Raw genomic sequence first — 17,184 nt, forward strand, 5'->3', positions numbered from 1 at the left:
TGTCCGAATCCCGGGAAAACCGGGATTCGGACAAACGCTTAGGGCTTCACGGCCCGAGGCAGTCGTTCGGGCATTCCTGGTAGAAGCCGCAGAGAACGATGGCGTTGTAGTCGGCGATGCCGAACACGTGCGCCTGCTCGCAGTTGAGCTGGCACTGCTGATCGCCGGGCGGGCACATCACGAAGCAGTCGTCGAGCGCGACGCATTCGGGGTTGTTGAGGCAGATCTGCAGGTCGTCCTCGCAGTTGCCGCCCATCCCCGCGGCGCAGGCATAGCAGCCGTTGCAGCCATTGGGGTTGTTGTCACAGCTCGCCGGGCAGCCAGCCGCCATCGGGTCCACGTTGCAGCTCGTCCCGCACTCCTGGCAGAAGATGCACTCGATGATGTTGTTGTACTGGTCGATGGCGGCCTGCGTCGTTTGCTGCACGCACATGTCCTGGCAGGCCGCGTCGCAGACGCCGCTCGGGGGGTTCAGGCAGTTGAAGAGCGTGACGCAGTCCTGGTCGTTCGCGCACGTCGCGAGCTCGTCCGAGCAGACGCCGTCGAACGCGCATTGATTGCAGGTGCCGCAACTCCCGAGCGTGTCACAGCCACCGGGCGGCTGGCAGACGCCGGCATAACAGGCGACGCTGGCCAGGCAGGCGTTGTCGCACATGCCGCAGTTTGCCTCGTCCGTCTGCGTGTCGACGCATTCGCTGCCGCACTTCGTCGTGCCGGCCGCGCAGGTCGCGCCGCATTGCCCGTTCGAGCAGACCTGGCCGGGGGCGCAGGCATTGCCGCACATGCCGCAGTTGCTCGGGTCGAGCTTCGTGTCGACGCAGACGTTGCCGCACTTCGTCGTGCCGGGGCCGCATTGCGCGGCGCACTGGCCGTTCGTGCAGACCTGGCCGGCGGCGCAGACGTTGCCGCAGGCGCCGCAGTTGCCCGGGTCGTTCTTTGTGTCGACGCAGGTGTTCGCGCACTTCTTCGTGCCGCCGACGCAGTTCAGGTTGCATTGACCGGCCGCGCAGACCTCGCCGGCCGCGCAGACCTTGCCGCACATGCCGCAGTTCGCGCCGTCCGTCTCGGTATCGACGCACTCGTTGCCGCACTTCGTCGTGCCGCCGACGCAGCTGAGCTGGCAGACGCCGTTCGAGCAGACCTGGCCAGCGGCGCAGGCTTTGCCGCACATGCCGCAGTTCGCCGTGTCCGTCTTGATGTCGACGCAGAGCGAGCCGCACTTCGTCGTTTGACCGACGCAGTTGAGCTGGCACTTGCCGGCCGTGCAGACCTCGCCGAAGGGACACGCCGTGCCGCAGGCGCCGCAATTCAGCGGGTCGAGCGACAGGTCGCTGCACTTGCCATTGCAGACCGTGGTGCCGCCGACGCAGGCGAGCTGGCACATCCCGTTCGAGCAGACCTGGCCGTTCGGACACGCCGTGCCGCACATGCCGCAGTTCAGCGGGTCGACGGTGGTATCGACACACTTGCCATTGCAGTTCGTCGTGCCGCCGACGCAGGCGAGGCCGCATTGGCCGTTCGCGCAGACCTGGCCGGCCGCGCAGGCCGTGCCGCACATGCCGCAATTCGTCGGGTCGATGGTGGTATCGACGCACTTGCCATTGCAGTTCGTCGTGCCGCCGACGCATTGCGTGGCGCACTGGCCGTTCGAGCAAGCCTGGCCGGCCGGGCACGCCGTGCCGCACATGCCGCAGTTCAGCGCGTCGATGGTGAGGTCGACGCACTTGCCATTGCAGTTCGTCGTGCCGCCGACGCAGGCGAGGCCGCATTGCCCGTTCGCGCAGACCTCGCCGGCCGCGCAGGCCGTGCCGCACATGCCGCAGTTCGTCGGGTCGATGGTCGTGTCGACGCACTTGCCCTCGCAGTTCGTCGTGCCGCCGACGCATTGCGTGCCACACTGGCCGGCCGAGCAGACCTCACCGGCCGCGCAGGCCGTGCCGCACGTGCCGCAGTTCGTCGGGTCGATGGTCGTGTCGACGCATTTGCCTTCGCAGTTCGTCGTGCCGCCGGCACACGCGAGGCCGCACATCCCCGCGGTGCAGGTCTCGCCGGCCGCGCACGCCTTGCCACACGCGCCGCAGTTGTTCGGATCGATGTCGGTGAGCGTGCAGGTGCCGTCGCAGTCGGTTTGTCCGGACGGACACGTTTCGCCGCCGCCGGTGCCGCCGGTGCCGCCGCCCGCGCCACCGCTGCCGCCGTTGCCGCCGGTCGCGCCGGCGCCGCCATTGCCGTCGGTCGTGTTCGATCCGCCGCCGTCGCTACACCCCGTCCACGAAGCCACGGCGAGGCTCATGAAAGCCGCCGTGAGCGCCCATCGCCACCCCCCGCGGGGGGACTGCGCTTTGCTACTCATTGCTGTTGGAACCTTCCTGGAAAGCAGGCACATCTCGATTCGAGCGGTTCATTTCTGTCCCCCACCGCACGGTCTTTCGCGTTCGTCGGCGCTCCGGCCGCACGCGCGGTACTTTTTCAGGCGACCATGCCGCAGTTTTCGGAAGGAAATGATCCGCTGGAATCGCCCCGGGGACCGTCCCTCGGGCGACCGACCTTACCACTGCTTGGACGGACGTGGAAGCGTCGGACGATTCTCGGAAGGACGTGGAATGTCCGATGACCAGGGAAAATGTCTGTTAAAGCGGCATTCTGTCTAGCAAAGTGGAATCGCTGCTAGCCTAGCCGCTGATGGAGGATTTCGGCGGCGCGCAGGGCCATGGCCATGATGGTCATCTGCGGGTTCACGCCGAGGGACGACGGGATGGCGCTGCCGTCGCATACGTAGAGTCCGGCGACGTCGTGAGCCTCGTGGTCGGGGCCGAGGCAGGAGCGGGCAGGATTGGTTCCGATACGGCACGTTCCGAGGGGGTGGTACGCCGTCACCTCGATGTCGCTCGGCTGAATGCGGCTCGACCGGAGCCGGGCAAGGGCCTCTTTCGTGCTCACCTCGTCATGACCCGCGACGAAAGGCAGGACGCGGCGCGCGCCGGCGGCCTGAAAGACGTCGCAGAGGATCTCGACGCCGCGCTGGAGGAGCCGCGTATCCCGCTCGTTCATGCGATAAAAGAGCAGCGGTCGGCCGCCGGGGCCCGTGCGGACCTCGCCGCGGCTATGGTCCTGGATCATGAAGCCGAACGTCGCGAGGTATGGGTATTTTTCCATCACCTCGACGTACCTCGGCCCCGACCAGGGTACGCCGAGCGCGGCGACGTCGAACGGGAGCGAGCCACCCTCGAAGAGCAGGCCTTCCTCGGCGAAATGGTCGATCGAATACCCTTGCGGGATCCCGTTCCATTGATCGACGCGGTCGTCGAAGAGCGCCATCACCTTCGAGGCGGGGTGGATCGAGAGGTTTTTCCCGAGCATCCCCGAGGACAAACACGCGCCGCTGCGGCGGAGGAGGAGCGGCGTCATGAGCGCGCCGCCGGCGACGACGACGGCATCCGCGCGGACGCGGAGGCGCGGGGCGCGGCCGTTCGTCCGTTCGGCGCCGAGCGTCGCGGTGACGCCGCGGGCGCGTCCGGCCACGATGTCGACGAAATCGACGCGCGCGGCCGTCACGAGCTCGGCGCCGCGAGCGAGCGCGGCGGGCACGTAACTCACGTCGGTGGAGCGCTTGGCGCCCGTGGGGCAGCCGAAGCAGCAAATGCCTTGGCCGTCGCAATCGGGGGCGTTGCGGGTGAGCGCGTGGTGATGCAGTCCCAGGTGCTCGGCGCCGCGCGCGATGATGCCGGCGATCTTGCCGAGATGAAGCGGATTCGCGGGGGCGACGCCGAGCATGGCCTCGACGCGCTCGTAATAAGGGCCGAGGCCCTCGGGCGAGAAGTCGCGGGGCAGGCCGTGATGATCACGCCAGTAGGCGAAGGTGCGGGCGGGGGCGCGGTAGCAGGTGCCCGAGTTGATGACCGTGCTGCCGCCGACGGCGCGGCCGGCCCAAACGGGAATGTTCACGTTGCCGAGGGCGACGGTCATTCCCTTGTCGCGATAGAGATTGCCAAACGCCCGCGAGGGCCTGCCGTTGAAGCTCGATCGCCGGTGGTAATGCCCCTCCTCCAAGAGGAGCACGGCTCGCCCGCGCGAGGCGAGCTCGTAGGCCGCGGCGGCGCCGCCCGCGCCCGTGCCGACGACGACGACCTCGCATTCGAGGTCGAGATCCGTATCGACTTCGCGCCCGTCGGTCACGCGGGCCATCCAGCGGGGTTTTTCGTCGCGCACCGTCTCGAGCTCGTAGCGGCAGCCGACGTGGCGGAACATCTCGGGCCGGTCGAAATGCATGGCCTTGAGCGGCGTGAGCAGGACCCGGACGATCTCGCGGATCGGCAGCACGCGCGATTGCTCGAAGCGCCGGAGCGCCGAGAGCCGGTCCTCCGCGGAGAGCTCCGAGAACGGCCTTCGTTTCGTGGGCAGCGTGGAGAGCTCGACGGCCCAGAGCGAGGCCTGAAAGACGCGGATCGCCTCGCGGGGGATGTCGGACAGGTAGCGGTGCGTGGCCTCGGCGGTCGCGCGGCCCGCCCCTTCGAGGAAACGTCCCGGGGGGAGGGCGGCCTCGGCGACCGCCGTCAGGATGTCGAGCTCACGCGCGGAGAGCCACCGGTCTCGGTCGGCGCGTGCGGGGGCCGGCGCCTTGCGACGCAGGCCACGCGAGAGGCCCGCGGGATCGCTGGGGACGGAGAGCGAAGGGTCCGGGTGAGCAACCATGCGTGGCTCCCTTGTGTACTAAAAATTCTGTAGCGAAAGAACGCACAGAATACAAGGGGGCGAACACGGCCGTGCCGCAGCGCGCCGCGGCCGGGGGGTTTGGGGGCGCAGCTCGGCTCGCCGAGCGTAGCCCCCAAGCGTCATTCGATCGGGAGGACGATGAGCGGGCTCGAGTGGTGGAGGTTGAGCGTCTCCCAGGCCTCGTCGTCGATCGCGACGCCGCGCGGGCCCTCGCGCAGGTGGCCGAGGACGGCCCGGAAGAACGGGGGCTCGGGCATCTCGACGGCGAGGATGCCTTTGCGGTCGCCGGGGCTCGGGGCGTAGGGGCGATCGGCGCGGGTGCGCTTCGTGTCGGCGATGAGCGTGATCTCATCCATCCGCGCCGTGTAGTGCGGGCCGCCGTCGAAGGGGTCGACGCGGTGGGCGTAGCGGAAGCCGATGCGGCGCAGGAGTTTTTCCACGCCGCGGGTCTGCATGCCCGTCTTGCCGATGACCTTCTGCGCGTCCTCGGGCAGGAGCGACGCGTGGATGGGTCCTTCGGGGAAGAGGCCCTTGATGAACTCCTTGTTCTTCTTCGAGAGCCGGTCGGCCTCGGCGTACGTCATGTCCGTGAAGCGCCGGCCGAGGGCCTCCCAGAGGTGGCTCGTGCCGTCGGGCTCGAGCGGGGGCAGGAGCTCGGCGAGGACCTCCTGCTGGAAGAGCTCGCGGTGGGCGGCGAGATAGAGGAACCGCACATACGAGATGAGCGTGCCGAGCCGGTCGGTGCGGCGGTACTCGGGCATGATCACGAGGCCGCCGATCTCGGTCGGGCCGTCGTACGAGTAGCCGATGCGCAGGAGCGTGTGGTGGAAGTGCCGGTCGATCGTGGCCGAGTACCGCTCCTCGTCGAGCACGTCGAAGTAGATGTAGGGCGCGCCGCGCCGGCCGAGCTGCGCGATGATCATCGACGTGCCGACGATGTGCTGCTTTTCGTTGTCGATGAGCACGAAGACGTACTGCCGCAGGCGTGGATCCTTGATCTCGCCGGTGAAGCTCTTGTGGGAGACACTCACGATCTCGTGAATCTCGTCCCGATCGTGCGGCAGGTTGACCGAGTTGAGGTGTCGCGCGACGCGGAGCATCTGCTCCTCATCACCGAGGGTGGCGGCGCGAATCTCGTAGGGCAGCATGGGAAACTGAGGCTCGGGTGGCGCGGTGGCTCGGCTTGTCCGAGCTCAGCGGGGTCCCCCAGAGGCGCGACAGCCTAGATGGGCGAGCGGCCTTAGGCCACCTGGGACGGTGACGAGCTCCGGCGGCCCCGCGAAAACCGCACCCCCGGTGGGTGCGTTAACCCGAACAGCATGCGCTCGTCCAGTTCTCGCCCATATCCCGTTTTGTGCAGCCGTCGCCGGCGATGACCGGGTTCCGGCTGTAAAACGTGCCTCCCTCGTAACGATAAGCCGCAGGGCGTCCGGCGTAATGCGCCTTGCAATCATCGTCGAATCGAGGCGTGCGGGTGCGGCGGACGGGCGCGGGCTCAGAGGCGGGGGGAACGGCCGCGGGGGCGGTCGTGGCGGCTGGGGTCGCGGCGACCTCGGCGACGGGCAGGGCGACGCCACCGAGCGAGCAAGCTTTCCCATTCCACGAGAGGCCGGGCTCACACATGGGTGCGCCCTTCACACGGACGCAGGCAGCGCCGCGGGGCTCGGTCTCGGGAGGGCAGGTGAGGGGGGTTTGCGACTTCGCGCAACGCACGCCGAGTGAGGCGCTCCACTTGGTGGGTTCGTAACGATTGCGCAGGGCCGTGCGGAGCCACTTGGGGAAGCGGCGGCTCCAGCTTCCGCCGCGGTAGACGCGGTGGGTGCCGGTGGTGAGCTCGTCCGGGTAGGAGCCGTAAACGGTGGAGGTCCATTCCCACACATTGCCCGACATGTCGTACAGGCCGAAGGCGCCGGCGGGGAACGAGGCGACGGGGCAGGTGCCGGGGTGGTCGTAGCAGGCGTGTTTCTCGTCGGGCGGGTCGTCGCCCCAGGAGAACTTGCGGTGCTCGCTACCGGCGCGGGCGGCGTACTCCCACTCGCGTTCGGTGGGCAGGCGCTTCTTGGCGAAGGCGCAGTAGGCCTCGGCCTGGGGGAAGTCGATGCAGCTGATGGGGTGATCCGCCTTGTCGGGGGCGTCGCCGGGGCAGAAGGTCTCGCCGGTGTGCGCGGGGGTGCAAGCGCCGGCGGCGACGCAGGCGCGGTAGGCGGCGACGGTGACCTCGGTGCGGTCGAGATAGAAGCCGGCGAGGACGACCTCGTGCATCGGCTTCTCCTCGGGCAGCCCCTCGAGCGCGCGTGAGCCCATGAGGTAGATGGCCGGCGGGAGGGCGATCATGCCCTCGGGCGGAGGCTCGGGCGCGGGAGCGGAAGCGGAAGCGGCGGCGGAAGCGGAAGCGGAAGCGGCGGCGGAAGCGGAAGCGGGAGCGGTTGCGGCTGCGGCTGCGGCGACGTTCGTCGAGGCGGGCGCGGGCGCGGGCGATGCCTCGACGCTGCATCCGAGGGCCACGACGGAGAGCAGCGCAAGGAGCAAGGCCCGACGATCCACGGCGCGGAGCATGCCGACAGTCGACGACGGTCTGCAAACAAAAGGGGGCTTGGGGGCGTAGCTCGGCTTGTCCGAGCGTAGCCCCCATCGTTTGACAGAGGGCCTGCCTCGGGCCGGGCTCACCCGAGCATGGCGATCTGCTCCCGAAGCGCGGCATCCATCGCGTCGAGCGGCGCTCGCTCGCCCGTGTAGAGCTCGAACTGCCGCGCCGCCTGGTGCAAGAGCATGCGCCCGCCGTGGATCACCCGCGCGCCTCGCCGGCTCGCCGCGCGAACGAGCGCCGTTTCGATCGGCTTGTACACGATGTCCATCACGAGCAGCCCCGCGGGGATCGCCTCCTCCGGCACCGGGCTCGTCGCCGCGATCTCTCCCATGCCCACGGACGTCGCGTTCACCACGATGTCGTAGTCCCCCGCGTTCCGCGCCTCCTCCACGCCGGCCGCGCGTCCTCCGACCTCGGCCGCGAGCGCCTCGGCCTTGTCGAGGCTCCGGTTCGTCACGACAACCTTCGCGCCTGCATCCGCGAGCCCGTGCGCCACCGCGCGCCCGGCCCCGCCGGCCCCGAGCACGAGCGCGCGCGCGCCCGACACCTTCGCGACCTCTTCGAGCGCGCGCACCGCGCCCACGCAGTCAGTGTTGTACCCGAGGAGCCGCCCGTCCTCCTGCACGACCGTGTTCACCGCGCCGATCCTCGCCGCGAGGGGATCGATCGCGTCGAGCAGCGGGAGGATCTGCTGCTTGTACGGCATCGACACGCCGAGCCCGCGGATCCCGAGCGCGCGCATGCCCGTGATCGCGCCGCCGAGATCGGTCACGCGGAACGGCACGTACGTGAACGGCAAGCCGAGCGCGCGGTAGCCCGCCAGATGCATCGCGGAGCCGAGGGAGACCGGATAAAGCGAAATCGATCCACAGAGCGTGAGCTTCGCGCCGGAGGCGTGGGCGTTCGTCATGCGCGCAGGCTGGATCGGCCTTGGCCCTGATGCTACCGACCACCACGCGATGGCCTCGTTCGAGCCTTCCCTCACGCTCTCCGAAGAGGCTGCGCCGCCCGTCGCGTCGCGACGCAAGCGCCTCCTCGCAGCCCTCTTCAAGCGGACCCTCAAGTTCGTCGCGCTCGTCTTCGTGCTGACGGCGGCGCGCGCCTCGCTCGCCGACCAGTACCACGTGCCCACGGGTTCGATGTGGCCGACGATCGAGCCAGGCGATCGCATCTTCGTGGCGAAAGCCGCCTACGGCCTGCGCATCCCGTTCACCGAAGCCTGGCTCTTCCACCACAGGAGCCCGCGCCCCGGGGACGTCGTGGTCTTCGCCGATCCGCGCGGCGGCGCGATCCCGCTGGTCAAGCGCGTGGTCGCGACGGAGGGACAGTCTGTCGCGGTGAAGCGGGGGATCCTCTACATCGACGGTCGTCCGCAGCGCATCGAGCGGCTCCCCGACGGCCGGTTCCTCGAGCACCTCGGCGCGCTCGCGCACGAGTCGGGAGGCCGCGACTTCGAGGACTTCGGCCCTGCGGTGGTGCCTCCGGATCACCTGTTCGTGATGGGCGACAACCGCCCCGCGTCGCTCGACAGCCGGGTGATGGGCACGGTGCCGAGCGCGCTCGTGCGCGGGCAGGTGCTCGGGGTGCTGTTCCGGGGAGAGGGGCTCGATTTCGAGCGGTTGTTCCGGTCGATCCGGTGAGGGGCGGGGCGCGCGGGGATCGAGTATCCTCGGGCGCATGAACGTGCCGGCTCGCAAGGCTCCTCCTGCTCCGCCTCCCGCGACCCTGGAGGACCTGTACGCCATCCCCGAGGAAAAGCGGCGGCACGAGCTGATCGAGGGCTCGATCGTCGAGAAGGGGGCAGCGACCGTGCGGCATGGGAGCTCGCAGTGGGCGCTGTCTGGCTGGACAGCGCCGTTCGGTCGTCGACCTGGTGGCCGCTTCCCCGGCGGCTGGTGGTTCAGCACGGAGGTCGACGTCTTCTTCGACGCGACGAACACCTTCATCCCGGACATCGCGGGCTGGCGACGCGAGCGCCTCCTCGAGCTCCCGACGGATTTTCCCATCCGCGTTCGCCCCGACTGGGTCTGCGAAATTCTCTCGACGAACCGACGCAACGATCTCGTCAAGAAGAAGCGCGTCTACCATCGGCACGAGGTCCCTCACTACTGGATCGTCGATCCGGTCGAGGAGAGCCTGTCCGTGTATCGCTGGGAGCCTGCCGGCTACCTGGAGATCCTCGTCGCCGAACGCGGCGAGCGGGTTCGCGCCGAGCCGTTCGACGCGATCCCGCTCCAGGTAGGCATTCTTTTCGGGGACGACGAAGAGGACGAAGAGCCCGCAGCCGGCGAGCTCTGATCCCCCTCCTACCGACAGGCCGCCCGCGGCCGCGCCTCGCTCGTCGGCACGTCCTCGATCGTCACGTCGACGTTCTCCGTCTCCGCCTTCGGCTTCTCTGCGGACGGCGCGTGCAAGAGCGCTCGCACCTCCTCGCCCGACAGCGTCTCCACCTCGAGCAGCCGCCGCGCGATCCGTTCGAGCGCCGCGAAGTGCTCGTTGACGAGCGCCTTCGTCCGCGCCTCCGCGTCGGCGAGCAGCCGCCCCACCTCGGCGTCCACGGCCCGCGCCGTCTCCTCGCTGTAGTCGTAGCCGCCGCGCTCGAACGTCACGCTTCGCCGCGGATCGAACGACGCGAGCCCCATCGACGCGCCGCCCATCCCGAGCTCGCGCACCATGCGCCGCGCGATGTCCGTCGCGTTCACGAGGTCGTCCTGCGCGCCCGTCGACGCGTCGCCGAACGTCCGCTGCTCCGCCACGCGCCCGCCGAGCAGCACCACGAGCCGATCGAGGATCTCCTGCCGGCTCATCAGGTACCGATCCTCGCGCGGCTTCTGCAGCGTGTAGCCGAGCGCGCCGATCCCGCGCGGAACGATCGACACCTTCCGCACCGGATCCTGCGTCGGCAAGAGCTCCGCCGCGATCGCGTGCCCCGCCTCGTGGTACGCCACGACCACCCGCTCGTGCGCGCCGAGCCGACGGCTCTTCCGCTCGAGCCCCGCGATCACGCGCTCGATCGCCTCCTCGAGATCCGTCTTGCTCACCGCGGTCGCGTGCCTGCGCGCCGCGAGCAGCGCCGCCTCGTTGAGCAGGTTCGCGAGGTCCGCGCCCACGAGCCCTGTTGTCTGCGCGGCCATGTCGTCGAGGTTCACGTCCGGGCCGAGCAGCACCCGGCGGGCGTGCACCTCCAGGATCTCGCGCCGCTCCCGGAGGTCCGGCCGATCGACGTAGACGCGCCGATCGAAGCGCCCGGCGCGCGTGAGCGCCGGGTCGAGGATCTCGGGGCGGTTCGTCGCGGCGATCACCACGAGGCCCGTCGCGCCGTCGAAGCCGTCCATCTCCGTGAGGAGCTGGTTCAGCGTCTGCTCGCGCTCGTCGTTGCCGCCGATCGGCCCGGCCGCGCCGCGCGCCTTGCCGACCGCGTCGAGCTCGTCGACGAACAGGATCGCGGCCGGCTTCTCGCGCGCCTGGGCGAAGAGGTCGCGCACGCGCGCCGCGCCCACGCCGACGAACATCTCCACGAACTCCGAGCCGCAGATGCTGAAGAACGGCACGTTCGCCTCGCCGGCCACGGCCCGCGCGAGCAGCGTCTTGCCCGTTCCGGGGGGCCCCACGAGCAAGCACCCCTTCGGGATGCGCCCGCCGAGCCTGCGATAGCGCTCCGGGGCCTTCAGGAACTCGACGATCTCGGTGAGCTCCGCTTTCGCCTCGTGGCTGCCGGCCACGTCGCGGAACGTGATCGGCGCACCCTTGTCCACGTAGAGCCGCGCCTTGTGTTTGCCGAAGTTCAGCGCGGGGTTCGTGATGTTCGGCGTCGGCGCCTTGCGCGACATCGAGCCCACGAGCAGGAGCACGCCCACGAGCGGAAGCGCCCAGAGCAGCATCATGGACAGCGACGGCCCGCCGTCGGAGACCCGGGTGTACGGGACGTCCTTCGCGTCGAGCGTCGCGAGCAGGGCGGTCTCGGCTCCCTCGATACGCCCGGTCCGGAACGTCTGCGACGTGCCGACGGGCGCGTTCGGCGCCGTGCGCCCGATGTACGTATCCCCTTTGATCTGCACCTCGGTGAGCACGCCTTGCTCGGCCATGTCCCGGAACCGAGCGTAAGGAATTCGCTCTTCGCTCCCCTCGAGCGAGCCGAGCAGGAGCACCGCGCCCACGACGAGCAGGATGTAAACCCAGAACGATCGCATTGGTTTCCGCCCCGTGCGACCTGCCTGCACGCGCTTTGCCAACGGCGATCGGCCTGGCAAGGACCTCGGTCCGTGCACCGACGTACCGGCGAGGATGGACAGGCCAAAAGGAGCGAGCGTACGCTTCTCCGTCCATGAACGGTCGCTCCCTGCTCTCCACGCTCGCCGCGCCCGCGCTCGCCACGACGTTCGCAACGCTCCTCTCGCTCGCGGCCCTCGGCTGCGGCGCCTCCACCCCGCCGCCCGAGGACGCCACGAGCAAGAACGACTCTGCCCCGGACGACGGGGCGAGCGAGCCGCACGAGGCCACGACGGAGCCCACGGCACCCGAGCCGAAGCCGCTCTCGCACGGCGCGAAGAAGATCACCGACGAGGGCGCCGCCAACGACTACACGCTGACGGAGAAGGACTGCATCGAGCTCGGCAAGCAGTACGTCGCGGTGCAGCGCGCAGACCAGATCGCCGGGCTCGACAAGAGGCTCACGGACAAACAGCGCGAGCAGGCTGTGAAGAACATCGACGCGGTGGTCGGCAAGATGGGCGAGCCGTGGGCGAACGGCTGCATCGAGAGCCTCGTCGGCAAGGTGGCCGAGAGGAAGCGCCTCGAGTGCGCGATGGCCTCGAAGAGCGTGAAGGCGTTCGACGAGTGTCTCAACGGGGAGAACCCGCCGAAGTGATCCGAGGGCGCGCCGTTCGCCCGCGCGCCCCGGAAAAACCCCGCGGAAAAACCGGGTTCGTCCGAGCAGACCTCGGCCGTGCACTTTCCCCTTGTTTCGCCGCTCCTCCGGGTGCTAGGTTTGTCCTTACCGATGCACCCTCTCCTTGCCGACCCCTGGGTCGCGGCGCGCATCGACGCAGCCGTCGCCCCGTACCGCGGCCTCCTTCCCAGCGCGGACCTCGATTTCCTGCGGGATGAGCTCGCCGAGCGGCTCGCGACCGACGAGCACGCGGCGCGTGTCCTCCGCCGGGCTGCGCCGAGGCATGTCGAAGAGAGCGGCGAGGCGTTCATTGGTGCGGCCCTCGAAGGCGAGGATGCGCCCGAGACCCGGCGGGCCAGCGGCATTCGTTCTCGGCGAACTGGGTCCGGGGCCGGCGAGTGAACCTGCGCGTCGCTCCGTTCGGCGAAGACCCCGCGATCGAGCGCTACTACAACGAGGGACGGCCCGTGCTGGAGCATGTCCTGCGCTGGATGGAGCGCAGGCTCGGGAACATGGTCCCGCCCGAAGACATGCGCGCCTGTGCGCACGAAGGCCTGCTCGAAGCCGTGCGCACCTTCGATCCGACCCGCGCCTCGCTCCCCACGTACGTCGCGCGCAAGGTCCGCTGGGCCATCCTCGACGGCGTCAAGCGCGAGCGCCGCTCACGCCGGGCGCTCTCCCGCGCCACGGCCCTTCTCTGTGCCGAGCGTCTCTCCCTCGAGCTCGCCTCGGCCCCGGACGATGCGGGCTTCTCCGAGGACGACCACGTCTCCGCCCTCGATCGCCTCCTCGAAGCGCATGCTGCGGCGCTCGCGCTCGGCCTCGTCTCGGGCGCGGGCACGCCCGAGGAGCACACCTCGCGCGCCGAGATGGCACACGCCCTCCGCCATGCCATCGGCGCGCTCCCCGAACGCGAGCGCACGCTCGTCGAGCGGCACTACTTCCAGGGCGAGGATTTCGACGAGATCGCCGCGGACCTCGGCATCAGCAAGAGCTGGGCGAGTCGCCTGCACGCGCAGGCGATCCAGTCGCTCGCGACTGCGATCGCGGCCCGGACGCGTTAGAGCATCGATGTTCTAGCGCCGTGCCTTCAGGTACGGCGCCTTCTCGTCTTCGGTCACCGGCTCGACGAACAGCACCCGGTGGTCGCGTTTGCCGAAGCTCACGAGCCGCACGAAGATGTGGTCGAGCGCGACCGTGACCTCGCTTCGCTTGTGCTTCCAAAGGTTTGCCGCGTCCTGGAACGTCGGCACCTTCGGGTTGTAGGCGATCATGTGGTACTCGGGCCCTGCGGGCTCCGGGTAGTCGTCGACGTGGACGATCTTGTAGAGCCGGATGCCTCCACTCGACTCGGCGGCCGCAACGACGGCGCCCTCCACCAGGTCCTTCCCGTTGGGATCGGACGAGGCGGGGACGGACACGTCGCGGTTGCATGCGGCCACGGAGCCGAGGGCCATGCACAGAACGAGCAGCGCGCGGCGGAGCATGGCTCGGGAAATAACACCCGGCGCATCCGGTGCAAGCGTGGCCTTCCCGATCTCCATCGGCCCGTGTATCACCCCGCTCCGAGGGCTCTTCGGCCCTCGTTCTCTGGAGGAGACCATGCGACTCGAAGACACCAAGTTCATCGTCACCGGCGCCGCCTCGGGCCTCGGCCGTCATTACGCCTATCGCCTCGCGGAGGCGGGCGGACAGGTGGTCGCGGGCGACGTGAACGAGGCCGCGCTCGCCTCGCTCGCCGAGGAAGCCAAGGATCTCCGCGGCAAAATTCACCCGAAGCGCATCGACGTCGGCAGCGAGGCCGAGGTCTCCGCGTTCGTCGACTTCGCGCACGAGGCCATGGGCGGCTTGAACGGCCTCGTCAACAACGCCGGCATCCTGCGCGACGGCCTGCTCGTGAAGAAGGACCGCACGACGGGCGCGATCACGAAGCTTTCGGCCCAGCAGTGGCAGGCCGTCATCGACGTCAACCTCACCGGCGCGACCTACATGGTCCGCGACGTCGTCGCCAAGATGGCGGCAAGCGGCGAAAAGGGCGTCATCGTCAACATCAGCTCGATCGCGCGCCATGGAAACCGTGGACAGTCGAACTACAGCGCCGCGAAGGCCGCACTTGCCACCAACACCAAGACCTGGGCCCTCGAGTTCGCGCCGTTTGGCATCCGCGTCGGCTGTGTCGCGCCGGGCATGGTCGAGACGCCCATGACCCAGGGCATGAACCAGAAGGCCAAGGACGCCCTCGTCGCCGCGATTCCCGTCGGCCGCATCGGCCTGCCCGAGGACCTCTGGCTCGCGGTCCGTTTCGTCATCGAGTGCGAGTATTTCAACGGCCGCACCATCGACGTCGACGGCGGCCTCGCCATGTGACCCCTCCGCCTCGAACAGACGGCCGATCCTTGCGAACGGGGTTGACCCTGATGATGTTGAAAGCTATTCTCAACATCAACAGGACGCCGGACGGTCGGAAGCACCTATGTACGTCTGCATCTGTGAGGCGGTATCGGAGCAGGACATCTTGGACCTCGTGGGCGCTGGTGCCTCGACGGCCCATGAGGTCATGGAAAAGACGCGGGCTGGCACGCGATGCGGCTCGTGTCGGGCGACCGTGAAGTCCCTCGTCGAGGGGGACGGACCGGTTTCGACGGAATGCGCCGATTCCGCCCCGACGTGCGGGGTTCGTCGGTTGCGCATGATTCGATCCGCTTCGTCGGCGGCTTGACGGTTCGGCTCGGCTCGTTCGGTTCTCGATATTGGTTTTCGACATCTCCAGCGTTACGTGCGCGCGGCTGCGTTTGTCGCGTGCTGGGGGGTGTTTTGTATCGAGAGCCTGCCCATTTTTCCGATAGCGTGCTAGGCGGACATCGCGGCGACCGTATCGCCGGAGCCGTAACCCTTGCAGGCTAGAGGTCTTCCATGAAGGGCGACAGAGACGTCATCCACGCGCTGAACGAGGTGCTCGCCGCCGAGCTCGTGGCGATCAACCAGTATTTCATGCACGCCAAGATGTGCGAGAACTGGGGATATCTGGCGCTCGCCGCGCGCAGCCGTGACGAATCGATCGACGAGATGCGCCATGCCGAGGCGATCATGCAGCGCATCCTCTTCCTCGAAGGGCTGCCGAACCTGCAGCGTCTCGACAAGCTGAACGTGGGCCAGACCGTGCCCGAGCAGTTCAAGAGCGATCTCGATCTCGAGTACGCGGCCGTCACCCGACTGAACAGCTCGATCGCTCTCTGTCGTGAGAAGGGTGACCACACGAGCGAATCCTTGCTCCGAAGCATCCTGGCTGGCGAGGAAGAGCACATCGACTGGCTCGAAACACAGCTCGATTTGCTTCAGAAGCTGGGCGAACCGCTCTACCTTTCGCAGCAGCTCTCGCACCACAAGAGCTGACGAGCGGGCCAATCGTGGCGATGATAGGGTCGCGCGGCACCAGGTAGCTGGCTGTCCGCGCGACACGCTCTCACGTGCACAAGGCCCCCAGACGGAGGCCGGGGGAATCCATGGCGAAGATTCTCGTCGTCGATGATCAGCGCAACATGCGCACGACGCTCGCGATGATGCTGCGAAGCGCGGGCTACGAAGTCGACGAGGCGAGCGACGGAAAAGAAGGCGCAGATCGGGGCTCGAAGGGCGCATACGACCTTGTGCTCACTGATCTGCGCATGGGCGGTAACGACGGCATCGGCGTCCTGCGTTCGGTCAAAGAGACGCACGCGATGACCGAGGTCATCGTGATGACCGCGTACGGCACAATCGAGAGCGCCGTCGAGGCCATGCGCCTCGGCGCCTTCGATTACATCCAGAAGCCCTTCACGGAGCAGGAGCTGCTCGTGAAGGTCGAGCGCGCGATCGCGAACCGCAGGCTCACGGGCCAGGTCTCGCTCTTCGCGACCGAGTTCCGCGAGCGATACAAGTTCGAGAACATCATCGGCCGCTCGCACGCGATCCGCGAGGTGCTCGCGCGCATCGTGCGCGTCGCGCCCACGGACGCGACGGTGCTCATCACGGGCGAGAGCGGCACGGGCAAGGAGCTCGTGGCCAAGGCGATCCACGCGAACTCGAAGCGTGCCGATCGTCCCTTCGTCCCCGTCAACTGCGCGGCCATCAGCGAGACGCTCCTCGAGAGCGAGCTCTTCGGCCATGCGCGAGGGTCCTTCACGGGCGCGGTCTCGGCGCGCAAGGGCCTCTTCGAGGAGGCCGACGGCGGCACGTTCTTCTTCGACGAGATCGCCGAGACGCCGCTGACCTTCCAGGCGAAGCTCCTCCGCGCGATCCAGGAGAACGAGATCCGCCGCGTCGGCGAGAACAAGCCGATCCGGGTCGACGTGCGCATCATCGCCGCGACGAACCAGGACCTCCTGACCTCCGTCGCCGAGCGTCGCTTCCGGCAGGACCTCTACTACCGCCTCAACGTGGCGCGGTTCATCCTGCCGCCCTTGCGCGAGCGTCGCGAGGACATCCCGGTCCTCTTCGAGTTCTTCCTCGACAAGTACAACCGCAAGATGAGCGCCAAGGCGCGCGTCGCCGACGGCGTGCTCGAGGCGGTCTCGGGCTACGAGTTCCCGGGCAACATCCGCGAGCTCGAGAACCTCGTCGAGCAGGCCGTCGCGCTCTCGGGCGGCGGCATCATCACGATCGACGACCTCGGCCTCACGCCCGGTCCTTCGCAGAAGACGGCCCCGACAAGCGGCGGCCGCGCCCTCGCCGACGTGGTCGACTCCGCCGAACGTCAAGCCATCGAGGTGGCGCTGCGCGAGTGCGACGGCAGCCGCGAGCGCGCCGCCGAGGTGCTCGGCATCAGCGCCACCACGCTCTGGCGCAAGATGACACGCCTGGCGATCACCTATCCCCCCGCCTGAACCCCGCCCAACCCCCGGATTCCGCCCCCGAGACATTGCAGATCTGCAAGGTGTTCCACGGAGCACCTTTCCGACATGCAATGTTCGAGGCGAAAATCATCTGCCCCGGATGATGCGTTGCGGCGTCGATCACC

Annotated in this window: 16 protein-coding genes; 9 read left to right on the top strand and 7 right to left on the bottom strand. The window is 68.6% G+C overall.

The window, feature by feature from the left end; translation table 11 throughout:
- Positions 1 to 46: 46 nt before the first annotated feature.
- The 5 genes from KEG38_RS36160 to KEG38_RS36180 form a co-directional block, all read right to left on the bottom strand.
- Entirely contained in the window at positions 47 to 2,293 is a 2,247-nt protein-coding gene (locus KEG38_RS36160; RefSeq protein WP_272424951.1) for an MXAN_6577-like cysteine-rich protein, read from the bottom strand.
- Positions 2,294 to 2,667: 374 nt separating this feature from the next.
- Positions 2,668 to 4,692 carry a GMC family oxidoreductase gene (locus tag KEG38_RS36165; protein ID WP_272424952.1) on the bottom strand — a complete coding sequence of 675 codons (2,025 nt, stop codon included), beginning with the start codon at positions 4,690 to 4,692 and terminating at the stop codon, positions 2,668 to 2,670.
- A gap of 140 nt (positions 4,693 to 4,832) precedes the next feature.
- The gene (locus KEG38_RS36170; RefSeq protein ID WP_272424953.1) at positions 4,833 to 5,861 is read right to left on the bottom strand and encodes an arginine N-succinyltransferase; all 1,029 of its coding nucleotides are present in this window, start codon (positions 5,859 to 5,861) and stop codon (positions 4,833 to 4,835) included.
- Between the two features lie 157 nt (positions 5,862 to 6,018).
- Positions 6,019 to 7,257, bottom strand: a complete 1,239-nt coding sequence (locus KEG38_RS36175; RefSeq protein ID WP_272424954.1) for a formylglycine-generating enzyme family protein — start codon at positions 7,255 to 7,257, stop codon at positions 6,019 to 6,021.
- 119 nt (positions 7,258 to 7,376) lie between these two features.
- Complete coding sequence (locus tag KEG38_RS36180) at positions 7,377 to 8,210, bottom strand: shikimate dehydrogenase (RefSeq protein WP_272424955.1); 834 nt, start codon at positions 8,208 to 8,210, stop codon at positions 7,377 to 7,379.
- Here KEG38_RS36180 and lepB point away from each other — a divergent pair.
- Complete coding sequence (gene lepB, locus KEG38_RS36185) at positions 8,176 to 8,940, top strand: signal peptidase I (protein WP_272424956.1); 765 nt, start codon at positions 8,176 to 8,178, stop codon at positions 8,938 to 8,940. The two genes, KEG38_RS36180 and lepB, sit on opposite strands and share 35 nt — an antisense overlap.
- A gap of 37 nt (positions 8,941 to 8,977) precedes the next feature.
- On the top strand, positions 8,978 to 9,598 hold the full coding sequence (locus KEG38_RS36190; RefSeq protein ID WP_272424957.1) for a Uma2 family endonuclease: 621 nt from the start codon (positions 8,978 to 8,980) through the stop codon (positions 9,596 to 9,598).
- A gap of 8 nt (positions 9,599 to 9,606) precedes the next feature.
- Here the strand turns inward: KEG38_RS36190 and ftsH are convergent, their stop codons facing one another.
- Entirely contained in the window at positions 9,607 to 11,490 is a 1,884-nt protein-coding gene (gene ftsH, locus KEG38_RS36195) for an ATP-dependent zinc metalloprotease FtsH (RefSeq protein ID WP_272424958.1), read from the bottom strand.
- Between the two features lie 134 nt (positions 11,491 to 11,624).
- On the opposite strand from ftsH, the gene KEG38_RS36200 reads away from it, so the two are divergent.
- From KEG38_RS36200 to KEG38_RS36210, 3 genes are all read left to right on the top strand, one after another.
- Positions 11,625 to 12,167 carry a hypothetical protein gene (locus KEG38_RS36200; RefSeq protein ID WP_272424959.1) on the top strand — a complete coding sequence of 181 codons (543 nt, stop codon included), beginning with the start codon at positions 11,625 to 11,627 and terminating at the stop codon, positions 12,165 to 12,167.
- Positions 12,168 to 12,299: 132 nt separating this feature from the next.
- The gene (locus tag KEG38_RS36205; protein WP_272424960.1) at positions 12,300 to 12,590 is read left to right on the top strand and encodes a hypothetical protein; all 291 of its coding nucleotides are present in this window, start codon (positions 12,300 to 12,302) and stop codon (positions 12,588 to 12,590) included.
- Positions 12,587 to 13,252 carry a sigma-70 family RNA polymerase sigma factor gene (locus KEG38_RS36210; protein ID WP_272424961.1) on the top strand — a complete coding sequence of 222 codons (666 nt, stop codon included), beginning with the start codon at positions 12,587 to 12,589 and terminating at the stop codon, positions 13,250 to 13,252. The genes KEG38_RS36205 and KEG38_RS36210 overlap by 4 nt, the downstream gene beginning before the upstream one ends.
- Before the next feature lie 12 nt (positions 13,253 to 13,264).
- Here KEG38_RS36210 and KEG38_RS36215 read toward each other — a convergent pair whose 3' ends face one another.
- Positions 13,265 to 13,675, bottom strand: coding sequence for a hypothetical protein (locus tag KEG38_RS36215; RefSeq protein WP_272424962.1), 411 nt, complete (start codon positions 13,673 to 13,675; stop codon positions 13,265 to 13,267).
- Between the two features lie 115 nt (positions 13,676 to 13,790).
- Here KEG38_RS36215 and KEG38_RS36220 point away from each other — a divergent pair, with 115 nt between their 5' ends.
- The 4 genes from KEG38_RS36220 to KEG38_RS36235 all read left to right on the top strand — a co-directional run bounded on the left by KEG38_RS36220 (position 13,791) and on the right by KEG38_RS36235 (position 17,050).
- Positions 13,791 to 14,555, top strand: a complete 765-nt coding sequence (locus tag KEG38_RS36220; protein ID WP_272424963.1) for an SDR family NAD(P)-dependent oxidoreductase — start codon at positions 13,791 to 13,793, stop codon at positions 14,553 to 14,555.
- Between the two features lie 106 nt (positions 14,556 to 14,661).
- Positions 14,662 to 14,907: a (2Fe-2S)-binding protein gene (locus KEG38_RS36225; protein ID WP_272424964.1), complete on the top strand. Its 246-nt coding sequence runs from the start codon at positions 14,662 to 14,664 to the stop codon at positions 14,905 to 14,907.
- Positions 14,908 to 15,101: 194 nt separating this feature from the next.
- Positions 15,102 to 15,581, top strand: a complete 480-nt coding sequence (bfr, locus tag KEG38_RS36230) for a bacterioferritin (RefSeq protein ID WP_272424965.1) — start codon at positions 15,102 to 15,104, stop codon at positions 15,579 to 15,581.
- A 110-nt stretch (positions 15,582 to 15,691) separates the two neighbouring features.
- Positions 15,692 to 17,050, top strand: a complete 1,359-nt coding sequence (locus tag KEG38_RS36235) for a sigma-54-dependent transcriptional regulator (protein ID WP_272424966.1) — start codon at positions 15,692 to 15,694, stop codon at positions 17,048 to 17,050.
- Positions 17,051 to 17,184 lie beyond the last annotated feature (134 nt).

Origin of the sequence: Polyangium jinanense (assembly GCF_028435265.1) — a bacterium.
Classification (GTDB): domain Bacteria; phylum Myxococcota_A; class Polyangia; order Polyangiales; family Polyangiaceae; genus Polyangium; species Polyangium jinanense.